This window comes from Thalassobaculum fulvum (assembly GCF_014652915.1).
Lineage (GTDB): Bacteria > Pseudomonadota > Alphaproteobacteria > Thalassobaculales > Thalassobaculaceae > Thalassobaculum_A > Thalassobaculum_A fulvum.
This window is the reverse complement of the sequence record NZ_BMZS01000002.1, coordinates 459,342-476,682: the sequence shown is the minus strand read 5'-3', so window position 1 is coordinate 476,682 and position 17,341 is coordinate 459,342. Positions and strand designations below refer to the sequence as shown.

Genomic DNA, 17,341 nt, shown 5'->3' with positions numbered 1-17,341 from the left:
CGGGTAGTGTCCGGTTCCACGCGACCGCAACCCGCCGGTGCATCATGGCCCCACCCGATCCCGACCGGCTGTACCCGCTGCCGGGCCACGACCGAACGGTGTTCCTGAAGCCGCTCCTGCGGCAGCGGCTGGCCGAGTGCGGGCGGCCGGACAACGTCGAGGTCGGCGATTTCAGCTACTACGACGACGCCGTCGACCCGCTGCCGTTCTTCGAGCGCAACCTCCGCTACAACTACGGCTACAGCGGCGCCCGCCTGACGATCGGCAGGTACTGCGCCCTGGCGTCGGGGACCACCTTCGTGATGCCCGACGCCAACCACGCGATGGCGGGGTTCACGACCTACCCGTTCCCGATCTTCGGCGGCGAGTGGGCGGAGCGGTTGCCGGTCGCGGAGCTGCCGGTGCCCGCGACGGGCGACACCATGGTCGGCCACGACGTCTGGTTCGGCTGCGAGAGCATGGTGATGCCCGGAGTCACGATCGGGACCGGCGCGGTCGTCGGCGCGCGGGCGGTGGTGGCCCGGGACGTGCCGCCCTACACGGTGGTGGCGGGCAATCCGGCCCGCGTGGTGCGCCGGCGCTTCGACGACGCCACGGTCGCCCGGCTGCTCGACCTCGCCTGGTGGGACTGGCCGGTCGAGCGGGTCACCGAGGCGATCCCCGACCTGGTGTTCGGTCGGATGGAGCGGCTCTGACCCGCCGTTCCCCGGCACGGGTGTCTTCCAGGCACGGGACTGGGCGAAGGCCGCGGAGTTCGTCTAGGTTTCGGCGCGACCGTCCGGTCCGCTGTGCAGGAGACATGCCGTGAACGCGATTTTCGACGAGGCGGAGCTCGCCACCATGAAGTTCGGCGTGGGCCAGCCGGTGCCGCGCAACGAGGACCCGACACTGCTGACCGGCCGGGGCCGGTACACCGACGACCTGAACCGCGACGGCCAGGCCTACGGGGTGTTCGTGCGCTCGTCGGTCGCGCACGGCGTGCTGAACGGCATCGACGCCTCGGATGCCCTGGCGATGCCGGGCGTGCTCGCGGTCTACACCGGCGCCGACCTCGCGGCCTACGGGCCGATCCGGTGCGCCGCACCGCTGAAGAACGCCGACGGCTCCGAGATGCGCAACCCGCTGCGCCCGTCCTTCCCGACCGACAAGGTGCGGTTCGTCGGCGACCCGGTGGCGCTGGTGGTGGCCGAGACCGCGGCGCAGGCGCGCGACGCCGCCGAGGCGGTGATGCTCGACATCGACCCGCTGCCGGCGGTCACCGACGCCCGCGCCGGTGCGGCCGACGGCGCGCCGCAGCTCTACGACGGGACCCCGAACAACGTCGTCCTCGATTACCACTACGGCGACCGCGAGGCGGTGGCCAGGGCGTTCGCCGAGGCCGCCCACGTCACCCGCCTGACGATCCGCAACAACCGCGTCGTGGTCTCGGCGCTGGAGCCGCGGGCCGCGATCGCCGAGTACGACCCGGCCGACGACCGCTGGACGATCCGCCTCGGCAGCCAGGGCGCGTTCGGGCTGCGCAACCTGCTGGCCGACGACATCCTGAAGGTCGACCGGGCCAGGGTCCGGGTGCTGACCGGCAACGTCGGCGGGTCGTTCGGCATGAAGGCGTTCGTGTACCCGGAGTACGCGCCGCTGCTGCACGCCGCCCGGGCGCTCGGCCGGCCGGTGAAGTGGACCGCCGACCGGTCGGAGAGCTTCCTGGCCGACCAGGCCGGCCGCGACCACGACATGACCGCGGAGCTGGCGCTCGATGGAGACGGCCGGTTCCTGGCGGTGCGGATCGACGGCTACGGCAACATGGGCGCCTATGTCGGCCAGGTCAGCCCGGTCGCGGCGACCCTGAACATCGTCAAGAACGTCACCAGCGTGTACCGGGTGCCGGCGCTGGAAGTGTCGAGCAAGTGCGTGTTCACCAACACCTCGCCGGTCAGCGCCTATCGCGGCGCCGGGCGGCCCGAGAGCAACTACTACATGGAGCGGCTGGTCGACACCGCCGCCCGCGAGACCGGCATCGACCGGATCGAGCTGCGCCGCCGCAACCACATCCCGGCCGACGCCATCCCGTACGACGCCTGCTCCGGCCTGACCTACGACAGCGGCGACTTCACCGCGCTGATGGAGCAGGCGGTGCGGTTCGCCGACTGGGACGGCTTCGCGGCGCGCAAGGCCGAGAGCCGGGCGCGCGGCAAGCTGCGCGGCCTCGGCCTCGGCGACTACCTGGAGGTGACGGCGCCGCCGGCGAACGAGATGGGCGGCATCCGCTTCGAGGACGACGGCACGGTCACCGTCATCACCGGCACCCTGGACTACGGGCAGGGCCACTGGACGGCGTTCGCCCAGGTGCTGCACAGCCGGATCGGGGTGCCGTTCGAGAAGATCCGGCTGCTGCAGGGTGACAGCGACGAGCTGATCGCCGGCGGCGGCACCGGCGGGTCGAAGTCGATCATGGCCAGCGGCGCCGCCATCGTGGAGGCCGGCGACAAGGTGATCGAGGCCGGCCGGCAGATTGCCGGCCACCTGCTGGAGGCGGCGGTGCCCGACATCGAGTTCAGGGCCGGCCGGTTCTCGATCGCCGGCACCGACCGGTCGATCGGGATCATGGAGATCGCCGAGAAGCTGCGCGCCGGCCTCGATCTGCCGGCCGACGTGCCGCACACCCTGGACGTCCGGCACGTTCACAAGGCGTCGCCGTCGGCGTTCCCGAACGGCTGCCACGTCGCCGAGGTCGAGATCGACCCGGACACCGGCGTGGTCGAGGTCGTGCGCTACCACATGGTCAACGACTTCGGGACGGTGGTGAACCCGCTGCTGGTCGAGGGCCAGTCGCATGGCGGCATCGTCCAGGGCATCGGCCAGGCGCTGATGGAGCACTGCGTGTACGACCGGGACGGCCAGGTGCTGACCGGCTCGTACATGGACTATGCGGTGCCGCGCGCCGGCGACGTGCCGATGTTCGCGTTCGAGACCCATTCGGTGCCGGCGACCACCAACCCGCTGGGCGCCAAGGGCTGCGGCGAGGCCGGCTGCGCGGGCTCGCTGACATCGGTGATGAACGCCGTGGTCGACGCCCTTTCAGAGCTCGGAATCAAGCATATCGACATGCCGGCCACGCCCGAGAAGGTGTGGCGGGCGATCCGCGACGCGCGCCGCTGACCGACGGAACCGACAGCCGGCGGACGTTCGGACTGGCCGTCGGCGGGCTTTTCGGCAATGCTGCCGGGTGCATGGGTCTTGTGCTGCGTGGAGTGACGGCGATGCGTGCGTTGATGGCGGCGGTACTGCTGCTCACGGCAGTTGCGTTGGTTCCGCGGGGCGCGTCGGCCGAGGCGTCCGCCCCGGCGGCCGCTTCCGGAGGTTGGTTCGGCGTGTCGACGGAGGCGCCGTCGGCGCATCAGACCACCGGCGACGACGTCATGCGGTCCATGTACGTCGCGATGGGGGCGATGACCGGCTACATGTTCGCGGTCATGCCGGTCACCACGACGGCGGTGACCGCCGCGGTCGCCAGTGGCCTGGTGTCGATGTGGGCGTACGACTACATGCTGGCGCCGGCGCCCTTGCACGGCGCGCCGGCCCAGTAGAGGACGCCGGCACCCGCCACCCGTTGCGGCGGGCTATTCGCTGACCAGCCAGTAGCCGACGCCGGCGCCGGCCGCCGCGGTCGCCAGGACCGTGATGGTGCGGCACAGCGCCTGACGGGCCGGCGCCGACAGGGCGGCGGCGCCGAGCATGTTGCCGCCGACCGCGTTCGACACCGCCGGGCCGACCATCGGGGCCAGCATCGTCCCGCCGGTCACCATGTTGAGGGCGACCACGCCGACCACGGCGCCGGTTCCGACCGCCAGCATGGTGGCGGTGCTCCATCCGCCGCTATCGGCGGCCGGCGCTGCCGGTACCCCTGCAGTCTGGGCCGCGGCGCCGACCGGCGCGAGCAGGAGGCCGAGCGCTACAGCAACTGCTTGGATCGTCCGCATAAGATCCTTCCCTTTCCGGTGGCGGTCACCAGGGTACCACAACCGGGCGGGCTATTCCTGCAGCAGGTAGGCGAGGGTGTAGTTCTGCCGGAAGCCTGGGCGGAAGCCGAGGCCGGCCGACGCGACCAGGGCTTCGATGTCGCCGGCCGCCGCGTCCAGCAGGCCGGGGTCGTAGGCCTCCACCACCACGACGCCGTCCAGCGACTGCTCGCCGGTGGCGCTGCGCAGGGCGCGTTCGTTGGTCTCGGTGCGGGTGACCTCGCGGTCGCATATCCCGATATGCGCACCGACGACGCCCTCGATCCCGGCGACCCGCTCGACCAGCGTCCGGGCGGCCGCTTCGTCGAGGCTGCCGTCGGGCTCCAGGCGGATCGTCAGGACGCTGCCGGCATAGCCGTGCGCGGCGCCGGCCGTGGCAACCCGGCGGCAGGCGCCGCGCATGAAGTTGCGGAACGCCGGTGCCATCTTGCGGGTCCACTCGGTCGGCGCGTTCAGGCGCTCGAGATAGGCCGGGCTGTTGAATACCGACAGGTCGGCGCCCTCGTATAGCGTGAAGCAGCGCTGCTGCGGGGCGTCGTCGCGCATGTAGCGGCGGCCGGCCAGGAAGCCGGGGATGCCGACGCGCTCGGGCATGTGCTCGTAGGTGTGCCAGCGGTGCCACTCGGGCTCCATGGCCGGGTCGATGTCGTGCCAGATCGCCAGGAACGCGCCGGTGCGGCTCTGCATGGTTTCCTCCGGTTGTCTGTTGGTCAGTCGCGACCGAGCAGGAAGTCGGTGATGACGTCGACCTGGGCCCGGTACATCTCGGTGCCGGTGTTGGTGGTGCAGCCGGCGGCCCGCGCGGCGACGATCAACGGTGGCACCTCGGGGGCGGTCACCACGTCGCCGACGTGCATGGCCGGGGTCAGCCCGGCGGCGTCGACCGGCAGCGGGTCGTCCGGCCGCATGCCGGCGGGCGAGGCGTTGGCGATCAGCCCGTAGCCGGCCGGGTCGGCGGCCGGCGCGGCGGCGACGTTCGGATATCGCGTCGCCAGCTTGCCGACCAGCGCGTCGCGCCGACCGGTGTCCAGGTCGAACACCGCCAGGCTCTCGACCCCGCCGTCGAGCAGCGACAGCGCGATCGCCGAGCCGGCGCCGCCGGCGCCGATCAGCAGGGCGCGGCGACCGGCGAGGCCGATGCCCTTGGCGCGCACCGCGTTGCAGAAGCCGATGCCGTCGGTCATGTCGCCGTGCCAGCCGCCGTCCGGGTTCCGCCGCAGTACGTTGGCCGCGCCCAGCAGCTCGGCGCGCGGCGAGACCGTGGCGCAGGCCTGGCGGGCCCGGAACTTGTGCGGGATTGTCACCACCATGCCGTCGAGGTTGCCGATGTCGGCGGCCAGCTCGAAGAACATGTCGATGCGGTCCGGCGGCACCTCGACCGGGACCAGGATCGCGTTGGCGCCGCGCGCCTCGAACCCGCGGGTGATGCCGCCGGGCGACTTCACCTGGGGGATCGGGTGGCCGACGGTGAGATACAGGCGGGTGTCGCCGCTCAGGCGCTCGAGCATGGAGCCCTCGGTTCCGGTCCGGACCGGGGCATCATGCCATCGTTGGGGGCGCTGCCAAGGGGCGCCCGTCGCTTCGTGGGTCCCGGATGCGGGCCGCCTCCGGCGCTCCGCTCCGGGATGACGTCAGGAAGAAGGGCGCCGGCGGCGTTTCTTTCCCGACGTCATCCCGGACGGACGCGCCGCCCCGGCGCGGTCGATCCGGGATCCACCGGTTGCTCCGTCGGCTACCCCCGCTCGGCCTTCTCCAGCAGCGCCAGCAGGCCCTGCAGCAGGGCGGTCGGCGAGGGCGGGCAGCCGCGGATGTGCAGGTCGACCGGGATCACCGACGAGACCCCGCCCTCGACCGCGTAGCTGCCGGCGAACAAGCCGCCGTCGAGCGCGCAGTCGCCGACCGCGACCACCCATTTCGGGTCGGGGGTGGCGTTCCAGGTCCGTTCCAGGGCCTCGCGCATGTTCCTGGTCACCGGCCCGGTCACCAGCAGCACGTCAGCGTGGCGCGGCGAGGCGACGAACCGGATGCCGAACCGGTCGAGGTCGTAGAACGCGTTGTTGAGGGCGTGGATCTCCAGCTCGCAGCCGTTGCACGAGCCGGCGTCGACCTCGCGGATCGACAGGCTGCGGCCCAGTTTCCGGCGGATCCGGGTCGCCAGCTCGGCCAGCCCGGCATCGTCCGGCGGCGGTGCCGGCTCGGTCAGTGGGCGCTTCAGCAGGCCGTCGAGGAGGAGCTTGCGCATCGCCGTCTCCTAGAGATCGTGGCCGGAGTAGGAGCAGTTGAACGATTTGTTGCAGAGCGGGAAGTCCGCGACGATGTTGCCTTCGATCGCGGCCTCCAGCAGCGGCCACTGGAACCAGGACGGGTCGCGCAGCCGGCAGCGCTCGACCGTCCCGTCGGCGGCGATCCGCACCCAGGCGTGCACGTCGCCGCGGAACCCCTCGACCAGCGCCGCACCCTCGCCGGAACCGGCCGGCAGCGGCACGTGGAGCGGCCCGCCGGGCAGGCGCTCCAGCAGGGCCTCGATCAGCGCCAGGCTCTGGCCGACCTCCTGGATGCGGATCCAGACCCGGGCGTTAACATCGCCGTCGTGGCGCACCGGCACCTCGAACGGCAGGTCGGCATAGGGCGCGTAGCCGGGCAGCCGGCGGGCGTCGAAGCTGCGGCCGGAGGCACGGCCGACATAGCCGCCGGCGGCGTACTGCCGGACCAGCGGCTCACCGACGATGCCGGTGGTCACCGTGCGGTCCTGCAGCGAGGCGGTCTCGTCGTACAAGGTGACCAGCGGCGGGAAGCTGCGGTGCGCCTCGGCCAGCAGGGCGCGGATCGCGGCGATGCCGTCGGCGGTAAGGTCGACGGCGACGCCGCCCGGGACGACCCGGTCGCGCATCAGCCGGTGCCCGAAGGCGGCGTCGGATGCGCGCAGCACGCGCTCGCGCAGCACCCCGGTGTGGGCGTGCATCATCGCGAACGCCGCGTCGTTGCAGATCGCGCCGATGTCGCCGAAGTGGTTGGCCAGCCGCTCCAGCTCCGCCATCACCGCGCGCAGGGCGACGGCGCGGGCCGGAACCTCCATCCCGAGTGCGGCCTCGACCGCCGCCGAGAAGGCCAGCGCATAGGCAACGGTGCTGTCGCCGGAGGTGCGGCCGGCCAGCATCGCCGCACGCTCGATCGCCGCGCCGGCCATCAGGCTGTCGATGCCCTTGTGGACGTAGCCCAGCCGTTCCTCCAGCCGCACCACGGTCTCGCCGTTGGCGGTGAATCGGAAATGCCCGGGCTCGATGATGCCGGCATGCACCGGGCCGACCGGGATCCGGTGCAGGCTCTCGCCCTCGGCCGGCAGGAACCGGTACTTCGGCAGCGGCTCGAAGTCCTGCTCGGCGCTCCCGAGCGGATGCCGCACGCCCCAGCGGTCATGGTCAAGCCAGGCGCGGTCGTCGGCCAGGCCGACCGGCTCCAGCCCGTACAGGTCGCGCAGCGTACGTTCCAGGCGCAGCGCCGGCGGGTGCCGGCGGGCGATCGACGGGTAGCGGCGATCCGGGCAGTCCAGGCTGACGGTGCCGACGGTGGCGCCGGCCTCCTCCAGCAGCGTCATGTGCACCCGGTCCGGCTCGCCCCACAGGTCGAGCAGCGACCAGTCGCCGGCCGCGAGGTGCGCGGCCGCGACCTCCCACAGGTCGGCGTCGACGATGGCGCGCGGCCACGGCCGGTGGCCGTCGACCGGCCGGCCCTGCTGGATGAGATCGATCAGCGCCGTCATGTCCGCGTCTCCCTCCTAGCCGAGCAGGGCGGCGACGTTCTGGAACCAGGCGACCACCGGCCCGGGCAGGAACAGCCCGGCCGCCAGCACCAGCGCCAGATGCGCGAACATCGGGACATACGAGGCGTGGGCCGGGGCGGTCGCCCCTTTCGGCTCGCCGAACGCCAGGCCGTTCAGCCGCATCAGCAGGGCACCGAACGCCAGCAGCAGGCCGGCGACCAGGATCACGGTGAGCACCGGCGCGCGGGCGAAGGTCGAGCTGACCAGCAGGAACTCGCTCATGAAGATGCCCATCGGCGGCAGCCCGGCGATCGCCACGACGCCCAGCACCAGGCTCCATCCCAGCCAGGGATGGGTCTCGGTCAGGCCGCCGATCTCGGACATCCGCTGGGTGCCCTTGATCTGGGCGACGTGGCCGACCGCGAAGAAGATCGCCGACTTGGTGAGGCTGTGCATGACCATGTGCAGCAGCCCGGCGAAGTTGGCGAGCGGCCCGCCCATGCCGAAGGCGAACACGATGATGCCCATGTGCTCGATCGAGGAGTAGGCGAACAGCCGCTTGATGTCGCGCCGGCGGTACAGCATGACCGCCGCCAGCAGCACCGAGGCCAGCCCCATGGTCACCATCAGCGGCCCGGTGGCGATGCCGCCGGGGTTGGCGGCCAGCAGCAGCTTGAAGCGCAGCACCGCGTACAGGGCGACGTTCAGCAGCAGGCCGGACAGCACCGCCGAGATCGGCGTCGGGCCCTCGGCGTGGGCGTCCGGCAGCCAGGCGTGCAGCGGCGCCAGCCCGACCTTGGTGCCGTAGCCGAGCAGCAGGAACACGAAGGCGACGTTGACCAGCGCCGGGTCGAAGCCGGCGGCGCGCTCCAGCAGCACGGTCCACACCATGGCGTCCATGCCCTCGCCGACCACCGGCCGGGCCGCCATGTAGACCAGGATGGTGCCGAACAGCGCCAGCGCGATGCCGACGCTGCCCAGGATGAAGTATTTCCAGGCCGCCTCGAGCGCCTCGTGGGTGCGGTAGATCCCGACCATCAGCACGGTGGTGAGCGTCGCCAGCTCGACCGCGACCCACATCAGGCCGATGTTGTTCGCGACCAGCGCCAGGTTCATCCCGAACATCATGACCTGGTACATGGCGTGGTAGAAACGCAGGTAGGTCGGGGTCAGGCGGCCGCTCTCCAGCTCGTGGCCGATGTAGCTGGCGCTGAACACGCTGGTGGTGAAGCCGACGAAGGTGTTGAGGACGATGAAGACGATGTTCAGGTCGTCGACCAGCAGGTAGGTCCCGGGCTCCGGCCGGCCGTCCAGGACCAGCGCCAGCGCCGCCGCCAGGGTCAGTCCCGAGACCAGCACGTTGAGCCGGGCGGTCAGCCGGTAGCCCGGCAGCACCGCCAGCAGCGCCGCCCCGGCGAGCGGCAGCAGCAGGACCGCGGCGACCGCGTCGAAGCCGAGCCCGTTCATCGCCGCTCTCCCCGGAACCGGTCGAGGGCGTGCAGATCGACGGTGTCGAAGCGCTCGCGGATGCGGAACAGGAAGATCCCGATCACGATGAACGCGATCAGGATCGAGAACGCCACGCTGATCTCGACCACCAGCGGCATGCCTTTGGCGCCGGCGGCAGCCAGCACCAGCCCGTTCTCCAGCGACATGAAGCCGACCACCTGGCTGACCGCATTGCGGCGGGTCACCATCATCAGCAGGCCCAGCAGCACGACCGACAGGGCGAACGCCAGGTCCTCGCGGGCCAGCGGCTCGGCCTCGGGTGTGATCCGCAGCATCACCGCCAGCGACAGCGCCACCAGCCCCATGCCGGCCAGCATGGTCGGGCCGACGCCGCCCACGGTCTCGATCTCGCGGTGGATGCCGAGGCGGCGGATGATCCGGTGCAGGGCGGTCGGGATGACCACCGCCTTGAAGGCCAGGGCGATCGCCGCGGTCACGTACAGGTGCGGCGCGTCCTGCGCGAAGGCCTGCCAGGCGACCGAGGCCGCCAGCACCACGGCGTGCAGGGCGTAGACGTTCAGCAGCGCGTACAGCCGGTCCTGGTACAGCATGACGAAGCTGAGCAGCACCAGGCCGCCGGCGAGCATGTGGGCGATGTCGAAGGTGAGGTCGCCCATCAGAGGCTCCGCGACACGAACAGCAGCAGGGTGCCGAGCAGGCCGAGCATCAGGGCTGCCCCCAGGAACTCCGGCACGCGGAACACCCGCATCTTGGCGATCGAGGTCTCGAACACCGCCAGCAGGACACCGCCGACCGCGAGCTTGGCCAGGTAGGTCACGAGGCCGACGGCGTAGGCGCCGCCGCCGGTGCCCGGCAGCGCCAGCCCCCACGGCACGAACAGCGCGGCGATCAGCGACACGTACAGCAGCAGCTTGAGGGACGCGGCCAGCTCGATCATCGCCAGGTGCCGGCCGGAGTACTCCAGCACCATGGCCTCGTGCACCATGGTGAGCTCCAGGTGGGTGGCCGGGTTGTCGATCGGGATCCGGCCGTTCTCGGCGATCGCCACCATCACCAGGGCGACCAGGGCGAGGCCGAGCGATACCCTGAGGCCGACCTCCGGCCGGGTGAACAGCTCGGCGATGGTAGCGAGCTGGGTCGACCCGGCGGTCAGCGCCAGGGTGAAGACGATCAGCAGCATCGCCGGCTCGGCCAGCGAGGCGATCATCATCTCGCGGCTGGCGCCGATGCCGCCGAAGCTGGTGCCGACGTCCATGCCGGCCAGCGCCAGGAAGAACCTCGCACTGCCGAGCAGCGCGATGATGGCGATCAGGTCGGCCGACCAGCTGAAGATCAGGCCGGTGGCGAAGGTCGGGACCAGGGCCGCGGCCACCCAGGTGGCGGCGACCATCAGGTAGGGTGCCGCCCGGAACAGCCAGGACGCGTTCTCGGCGACTACGGCCTCCTTGCGCAGCAGCCGGGCGAGGTCGCGGTAGGGCTGCAGCACCGAGGCGCCGCGCCGGCGCTGCAGCCGCGCCTTGATCTTGCGCACGAAGCCGGTCAGCAGCGGTGCCAGCAGCAGCACCACCGCCATCTGCGCGCCCTGGACGAGGAGGTCGAGGATCAGGGCCATAGCGCGATCACCATGAGCAGCCCGACCAGCGACAGGAACACCATGCCGAGGTAGCGGCGGATGGTCAGGAACTGCAGCCGGTTCATGCGGTCGGCAATCCACCCGACGGCGGCGGCGACCGGGGCGTACAGCCAGTCCCAGACCGGGTCGTGCATCTCGACCGTCAGCCGCGCCGGGCGGGGATCGCCGGGCGGCGGCATCTCGACCCGCTCGCGGGCGCGGAACGCCATGCTGGCGAACACCCGGCGGATCGGCTGCGCGAAGCTGCCGGCGGTGTACTGGGTGTCCGGGCTCGGCACCGGGAAGCCGCAGTCCCAGGCCGGCGCCCGGCGCACCGCGCGCGAGGCGAACCGGTGGATCGCCAGCACCGCCAGCGACGCCGAGGCGGCGATGAACAGGAACACCAGCAGGCCGTTGTACGAGCTGCGGCTCTCGGCGATCGGCACGATGGTCAGCCAGTCGACCGCCTGCTGGGCCGGCATGCGGCCGCCGACCGCCAGCTCGGCGGCCGGCGCCAGGGCGTCGATCAGGGTGCCCGGCAGGATGCCGGCCAGCAGGCACAGCACGCCGAGGCCGGCCATCGCCGCGATCGACAGCCGGTCGACCTCGTGCGCGGCCTCCGCCGCCGCCGACCGCGGGCGGCCGAGGAAGGTGATGCCGAACGCCCTCACGAAGCAGGCACCGGCCAGCGCCGCCGCCAGCGCCAGCAGGCCGCCGACCGCCGGCACCATGATGCGCAGGCCCCATTGCGGCAGCTCCGGGCTCTGCAGCACCGCCTGGAACGCCAGCCACTCCGATACGAAGCCGTTCAGCGGCGGCAGCGCCGAGATCGCCACGCAGCCGACCAGGAACAGCGCGCTGGTCGCCGGCATCCGGTGGATGAGCCCGCCGAGCCGCTCGACGTTGCGCTCATGGGTCGCCGACAGCACCGCGCCTGCGCCGAAGAACAGCAGGCTCTTGAACAGCGAGTGGTTCAGGACGTGCAGCAACGCTGCGGTGAAGGCGAGGGCCGCCGCCAGCGCCATGCCGTTCGACCGGAATGCCAGGGCGAGGCCGAGGGCCACGAACACGATGCCGACGTTCTCGATGGTGCTGTAGGCGAGCAGACGCTTCAGGTCGGTCTGCATCAGCGCGTACAGCACGCCGAGCACGGCGCTGGCGCCGCCGATCGCCAGCACGACCATCCCCGACCACCACGGTGACGGCCCCAGCAGGTCGAAGACGATGCGCACGAATCCGTAGATCGCGACCTTGGTCATCACCCCGCTCATCAGCGCCGACACGTGGCTGGGCGCCGCCGGGTGCGCCAGCGGCAGCCAGACGTGCAGCGGCACCAGGCCGGCCTTGGAGCCGGCGCCGATCAGCGCGAGCACCAGCACCAGGGTCGCCATGCCTGCCTCGCGCTCTACGCCGCGCATCGCGGCGAAGGCATAGCCGCCGTCCGGCCCCGCCAGCAGGCCGAGGGTGAGCAGCAGGGCGAGCGTGCCGAAGCTGGCCATCACCAGGTAGACGTAGCCGGCGTGACCGTTCTCGGGGTCGCGGTGGTGAGCCAGGACCAGCGCCCAGGACGCCAGCGACATGAACTCCCACGACAGCAGGAAGCCGAAGGCGTCGGCCGCCATCACCACCAGGTTCATGCCGGCCAGGAACGCCGGCAGGAACGGCAGCACCCGGTGCGGCGCCTCCTCGTGGCGGCCGTAGCCGAGCCCGTACAGGCAGGCGAAGGCGGCCCCGAGGTTCACGACCGCCAGGAAGAACGCCGACAGCGCGTCGATCCGGAAATGCGCTCCGAGCCAGGGCAGGCCGAGCGGCAGCACGACCTCGGAAGCGGCGGCCGGGGGCGCGACCATGGCCGCGACCGCCGAGCCGAAGGCGACGACGGTCGCCACCAGACCGAGGCCGTAGACCAGCGGCCGGCCCGCGGGATGCCGGCCCGCCGCCATCCCGACCACGGCGGTCGCGAGCAGCACGGCGACACAGGCGAGGGAGACGACGGTCATCGCGCGCGGCTCACTTGGCCTGGGTCGATGGAGCGTCGGCGGTGGGCGCCGACTTGAGGCGGATGCCGCGGCCGCCGTCGCTGCTGACGGCGCCCTCGGCGATCAGCTCGATGCCGGCGGCGTCCAGGGCGCCGACCAGCTTCATCAGCGAGTCGACGTTGCCCCGGATCACGCCGGCGCTGGCCTCCATGCGCTGGATGGTCGGCACGGACAGTCCCGACAACTCGGCCAGCCGGCGCTGGTCGATGCCGAGGAGGGCGCGGGAGGCGCGCAGTTGGGCGGCGGTGATCATTCGAGTCGGCTGGGTAGACGGACAAGCAGGAGATATGAATGCTGATACCACGTATGTGATGTGTCAAGCATCAAAACTGCCGGATAATGATCGACAGCAACACAGCTATTGCAAGTCATTCGCATTAATGTCACGAATAACGGCGGCAACAGACCCGACGCAGGCGGTCGCCCTGCGGGAAAGGCGAGACGTGACGGTCCAGCGAATGGTGGGGGCGATGGCCCTGGTTCAGGCGATGCGCCGGGATGGAGCGGTGCGGGATGGGGCGGTGGAGATGGAGATGTGGGCACGGCCGACCGTATTGCGCCGCTCGGCACGGGACGAATGGGCCGAGCCCGCGCCGGCCCGGGCGATGCACGAGGTTGCAGCGTCGTAGCCTGCAACCGCGACACTGGTCCCGGCTCTCCGCGGCAGTGCCGCTACGGCCGGGATGAGGACAAAAGTCAGACTACTCCCTCCGGCCTCATCCCGGACGCCGCGCCAGCGGCGAGCCGGGACCCAGGGTAGGGGAGCACTCAGCCGTGCGGCGTGCCGCTACTCACCGGCCTGCCGCAACGCGGTGCCGTAGACCGCCGGGTCGCCGATCTGGCGGTCGTGGGTCAGCGATGGGATCTTGCCGCGGGCCGCCGCCACCTCGTCGAGGTCGATCTCGGCGGTGATCACGCCGACATCCTCGCCGGCGTCGGCCAGCACCCGGCCCCAGGGGTCGACGATCACCGAATGCCCGAAGGTCTGGCGCCCCCCGGCGTGCGTGCCGGTCTGGGCGGCCGAGACCACGAAGCAGCCGGTCTCGATGGCGCGGGCGCGCTGCAGCACGTGCCAGTGCGCCTCGCCGGTGACCTTGGTGAAGGCGGCGGGGGCGAACAGCACCTCGGCGCCGGCATGGGCCAGCTTGCGGTACAGGTACGGGAACCGGATGTCGTAGCAGATGGTCATGCCCATCCGGCCCCACGGGGTCTCGGCGATCACCGCCTCCTCGCCGGGCTGGTAGGTGTGGCTTTCCCGGTAGGTGTGGCCGTCGCCGACCTGCACGTCGAACATGTGGATCTTCGAGTAGCGCGCCACCACGTTGCCGCGGTCGTCCAGCAGGAAGCTGCGGTTGGCGAGCTTGTCGTCGGACACCTTGATCGAGATCGAGCCGACCAGCAGCCATACCCCCAGCTCGGCCGCGAGGCCGCGGAACGCGGTCAGGACCTCGTGGGTCTCCTCGGACTTCGCCTTGGCCAGTGCCTGGTCGCGCTTCGGCTCCAGCATGCCGACGATCTCGGGCGTGGTGATCAACTGGGCCCCGCGTGCCGCCGCCTCGCGGATCATCGGCGACACCAGCTCGACGTTCTCGAGCGGATCGGGCGTCGAGTTGGTCTGCACGCAGGCGACGGTCAGCTTGGTCATCGGGGGCCTCCGGGAGGGCGCGGCAACAACGGGCTCAGGCGGTCAGGCCGAGCATCTCGTCGAGCTTACCCTGACGGTCGAGTGCTGCAAGGTCGTCGGAGCCGCCGATGCCCACATCGTCGATGAAGATCTGCGGCACGGTGTGCCGACCGGCCGCCCGCTCGCGCATCTTGGCGCGCGCCTCGGACGAGCCGCCGACGTCGTATTCGGTGAACTCGACGCCCTTGCTGTTCAGCAGCGCCTTCGCCCGGTAGCAGAACGGGCAGAACATGGTGGTGTAGATCTCGATCTTCTTGGCCATGCGGGTCTCCGTGGGTACCGGCGAAAGATAGGGCCGGTCCGGCGGTTCCGCCAGCGGCGGCGCTGAATGACAGCCGTCACATTCGCGCGCGGAAACGCTAGAAGAAACCGTCGAGGAACGCCGCCGTCCGTTCAGAGATCCCGACGATCTTGTTGGTGGCCTGACGGTAGAACTTGAAGTTCAGCTCGGTCTCGGGCCGGCCGTCGGTCCAATCGGTGAACGGTCGAAGGGCGCTTCGCCCGAGCGGCCGCTTCGCCAGCGCCATGCGTCGGATCGTCAGACTGACGCGCGGGGTCTGACGGGCGATGCCGGGGCTTCGCGCGATGCTCTCGGCGGCCGTAACGATGCCGCGCGCAACGAGGCCCGTTCCGCCCTCGTTCTCGCTGGCGAACACGAAGATCGTGTCGCCCGCGGCGATGTTCTTGCCGCCATACATGGTCTTCTGACCGGCGAGCACGAAGGACCCAGCCGACGGGTCGTCGATGGCCGCCTTGATCGCGAACACTAAACTCATCCTCCCGGGCCGTGCCCGAATGCCGTGTTCAAGCCGCCTGCCCAGGCCGGCGGCGCGCCACCGGGCGGGAAGACCCGCGGCCTCAGGCTGCCAATCATACTACCCGGGCCAGGGTCAGCAGGTCGACCGCGCCGGCGCCGGCGCGCAGCAGCACCCGGGTGCACGCCGCCGCGGTGGCGCCGGAGGTCAGGACGTCGTCGACCAGCAGGACCCGGCGGCCGGCGATCTCGCCCTGCCGCCGCGGCTCGACCCGGAACGCGCCCTGGACGTTGCGGGCGCGCTGGCTGCGGGTCAGGTTGCCCTGGCTCGGCGTGCGCCTGACCCGCAGCAGCGCCCGATCGGCGACGGCGGTGCCGGTGGCGTGGCCGAGCGCTTGCGCCAGCACGGCGGACTGATTGTAGCGCCGGGCGACCAGCCGCCAGCGGTGCAGCGGCACCGGCACGATCACCTCGGCACTGTCCAGCAGCTCGGCCCCGGCCGCCTGCATCCAGCCGGCCAGCAGCGCCGCCAGGTGCAGGCGGTCGCCGTGCTTGAAGTCGAGCACCAGGGGGCGGCTGGCGTCGTCGTAGCGCAGCGCCGAACGGCCGCGCTGCCAGGGCGGCGGGGCGGCGAGGCAGTCGCCGCACAGCGGCTCGCCCGGCGGCGCGGTCTCGAACGGATCGCCGCAGACCGCGCACAGCGGGTGGGCGATGAAGGCCAGCTTCGACCAGCACCCCAGGCACAGGGTGCGCGGCCGGTCGACCGGTTCGTCGCAGGTGGCGCAGCGCGGCGGCAGCAACGCGTCCAGCACGACGGTCGACACGCCGCGCGCCAGGGTCAGGACGGTCGGGCTCAGCACGGTTCCGGGCCGGGTCATTCGGCAGACTATGGAACGGCCAGGCGGAATTCGGGGTGCGCTCGGCCGGCGGCTGCGCCATATACCCGGCCATGACCGACCCGATGCTCGTGTTCGACCGATCCCTGGTGCGCCGCCGCCGCGAGCGCGCGATCCCGGGCTATGCGGACTTCGCGTTCCTGGAGCAGGAGGTCGCCGAGCGGCTGGCCGAGCGGCTCGACGACATCCGCCGCCGATTTCCCGTGGCGCTCGAGCTCGGCGCCCGGTCCGGCGCGCTCGGCCGGCTGCTGCGGGCCAGCGGCAAGGTCGACACCCTGATCCAGGCCGACCTGGCGCCGGCCTGGGCGCGGGCGCGGGCCGCCGACGGCCCGGCCGCGGCGGTCGACGAGGAGGCGCTGCCGTTCGCCGACGGCTCGCTCGACGCGGTGTTCGGCGCGCTGTCGCTGCACTGGGTGAACGACCTGCCGGGCGCGCTCGCGCAGATCCGCCGGGCCCTGAAGCCGGACGGCCTGCTGCTGATGGCGATGCTCGGCGGCGACACCCTGGTCGAGCTGCGCGACGCGCTGTTCGAGGCCGAGAGCGAGGTGACCGGCGGGGTCAGCCCGCGGGTGTCGCCGTTCGCCGACCTGCGCGACGTCGCCGGCCTGCTGCAGCGCGCCGGCTTCGCGCTGCCGGTGGCCGACGCCGACACCATCCCGGTGACCTACGAGACCGCGTTCCACCTGCTGCGCGACCTGCGCGGCATGGGCGAGGCCAACGCCGTGCTGGAGCGCCGCCGGCAGTTCAGCCCGCGCGCCCTGTTCGCCCGCGCCGCCGAGATCTATGCCGAGCGCTTCGCCGGCCCCGACGGCCGGGTGCCGGCACGCTTCCAGGTGCTGTACCTGACCGCCTGGGCGCCGTCGGCCGACCAGCCGAAGCCGCTGCGGCCGGGCTCGGCGTCGGCCCGGCTGGCCGATGCGATCGGGGCGGCCGAGCGCGGAACGGGCGATCTCGCCGGCGGGTAAGCCGCTTGTGGCGGAGCGCAGTTGACCCGGGTAGATACCCGGAAGCGCCGGTGGCTACGCAATGGGGCGAAAACAAATCTTCCTGCTTTCCAGATCCATTCCGAATTCGTCGCGTATATCCACTTGAAGATCTATGTCGGCCCAA

General features: G+C 71.7%; 18 protein-coding genes. 4 read left to right on the top strand and 14 right to left on the bottom strand.

Annotated elements, in window-relative coordinates:
- The first annotated feature begins 44 nt into the window (after window positions 1–44).
- The 3 genes from IE246_RS05515 (at window position 45) to IE246_RS05505 (ending at window position 3,584) form a co-directional block, all read left to right on the top strand.
- A complete protein-coding gene (locus IE246_RS05515; RefSeq protein WP_189987936.1) occupies window positions 45–695 on the top strand; it encodes a CatB-related O-acetyltransferase in 651 nt (216 codons plus the stop codon).
- A gap of 109 nt (window positions 696–804) precedes the next feature.
- Window positions 805–3,156: a xanthine dehydrogenase family protein molybdopterin-binding subunit gene (locus IE246_RS05510; RefSeq protein ID WP_444545900.1), complete on the top strand. Its 2,352-nt coding sequence runs from the start codon at window positions 805–807 to the stop codon at window positions 3,154–3,156.
- Window positions 3,157–3,368: 212 nt separating this feature from the next.
- Complete coding sequence (locus IE246_RS05505; protein WP_189987935.1) at window positions 3,369–3,584, top strand: hypothetical protein; 216 nt, start codon at window positions 3,369–3,371, stop codon at window positions 3,582–3,584.
- 33 nt (window positions 3,585–3,617) lie between these two features.
- Here IE246_RS05505 and IE246_RS05500 read toward each other — a convergent pair whose 3' ends face one another.
- The 14 genes from IE246_RS05500 to IE246_RS05435 all read right to left on the bottom strand — a co-directional run bounded on the left by IE246_RS05500 (window position 3,618) and on the right by IE246_RS05435 (window position 16,213).
- Window positions 3,618–3,977, bottom strand: coding sequence for a hypothetical protein (locus IE246_RS05500; protein ID WP_189987934.1), 360 nt, complete (start codon window positions 3,975–3,977; stop codon window positions 3,618–3,620).
- A gap of 51 nt (window positions 3,978–4,028) precedes the next feature.
- Window positions 4,029–4,703, bottom strand: coding sequence for a hypothetical protein (locus IE246_RS05495; RefSeq protein ID WP_189987933.1), 675 nt, complete (start codon window positions 4,701–4,703; stop codon window positions 4,029–4,031).
- Window positions 4,704–4,726: 23 nt separating this feature from the next.
- Window positions 4,727–5,524 (bottom strand): shikimate dehydrogenase family protein, encoded by a 798-nt coding sequence (locus tag IE246_RS05490; RefSeq protein WP_189987932.1) that lies wholly within the window; start codon window positions 5,522–5,524, stop codon window positions 4,727–4,729.
- Between the two features lie 224 nt (window positions 5,525–5,748).
- Window positions 5,749–6,258, bottom strand: a complete 510-nt coding sequence (locus IE246_RS05485) for an NADH-quinone oxidoreductase subunit B family protein (protein ID WP_189987931.1) — start codon at window positions 6,256–6,258, stop codon at window positions 5,749–5,751.
- A gap of 9 nt (window positions 6,259–6,267) precedes the next feature.
- Window positions 6,268–7,776: a hydrogenase large subunit gene (locus IE246_RS05480; RefSeq protein ID WP_189987930.1), complete on the bottom strand. Its 1,509-nt coding sequence runs from the start codon at window positions 7,774–7,776 to the stop codon at window positions 6,268–6,270.
- Window positions 7,777–7,791: 15 nt separating this feature from the next.
- Complete coding sequence (locus IE246_RS05475) at window positions 7,792–9,243, bottom strand: hydrogenase 4 subunit F (RefSeq protein ID WP_189987929.1); 1,452 nt, start codon at window positions 9,241–9,243, stop codon at window positions 7,792–7,794.
- Window positions 9,240–9,902: a hydrogenase-4 component E gene (locus tag IE246_RS05470; protein WP_189987928.1), complete on the bottom strand. Its 663-nt coding sequence runs from the start codon at window positions 9,900–9,902 to the stop codon at window positions 9,240–9,242. The genes IE246_RS05475 and IE246_RS05470 overlap by 4 nt, the downstream gene beginning before the upstream one ends.
- Window positions 9,902–10,858: a respiratory chain complex I subunit 1 family protein gene (locus tag IE246_RS05465; protein WP_189987927.1), complete on the bottom strand. Its 957-nt coding sequence runs from the start codon at window positions 10,856–10,858 to the stop codon at window positions 9,902–9,904. The genes IE246_RS05470 and IE246_RS05465 overlap by 1 nt, the downstream gene beginning before the upstream one ends.
- Complete coding sequence (gene hyfB, locus IE246_RS05460; RefSeq protein ID WP_189987926.1) at window positions 10,849–12,858, bottom strand: hydrogenase 4 subunit B; 2,010 nt, start codon at window positions 12,856–12,858, stop codon at window positions 10,849–10,851. Before hyfB ends, IE246_RS05465 begins: the two co-directional genes overlap by 10 nt.
- 10 nt (window positions 12,859–12,868) lie before the next feature.
- Entirely contained in the window at window positions 12,869–13,150 is a 282-nt protein-coding gene (locus IE246_RS05455; protein ID WP_189987925.1) for a helix-turn-helix domain-containing protein, read from the bottom strand.
- A 534-nt stretch (window positions 13,151–13,684) separates the two neighbouring features.
- On the bottom strand, window positions 13,685–14,542 hold the full coding sequence (locus IE246_RS05450) for a carbon-nitrogen hydrolase family protein (protein ID WP_189987924.1): 858 nt from the start codon (window positions 14,540–14,542) through the stop codon (window positions 13,685–13,687).
- A 34-nt stretch (window positions 14,543–14,576) separates the two neighbouring features.
- The gene (grxC, locus tag IE246_RS05445) at window positions 14,577–14,843 is read right to left on the bottom strand and encodes a glutaredoxin 3 (protein ID WP_189987923.1); all 267 of its coding nucleotides are present in this window, start codon (window positions 14,841–14,843) and stop codon (window positions 14,577–14,579) included.
- Between the two features lie 97 nt (window positions 14,844–14,940).
- Window positions 14,941–15,348, bottom strand: a complete 408-nt coding sequence (locus tag IE246_RS05440; RefSeq protein WP_229836433.1) for a hypothetical protein — start codon at window positions 15,346–15,348, stop codon at window positions 14,941–14,943.
- A 103-nt stretch (window positions 15,349–15,451) separates the two neighbouring features.
- Entirely contained in the window at window positions 15,452–16,213 is a 762-nt protein-coding gene (locus IE246_RS05435; RefSeq protein WP_189987921.1) for a ComF family protein, read from the bottom strand.
- A gap of 71 nt (window positions 16,214–16,284) precedes the next feature.
- Here IE246_RS05435 and IE246_RS05430 point away from each other — a divergent pair, with 71 nt between their 5' ends.
- Complete coding sequence (locus IE246_RS05430) at window positions 16,285–17,196, top strand: methyltransferase domain-containing protein (protein WP_189987920.1); 912 nt, start codon at window positions 16,285–16,287, stop codon at window positions 17,194–17,196.
- Window positions 17,197–17,341: the final 145 nt, after the last annotated feature.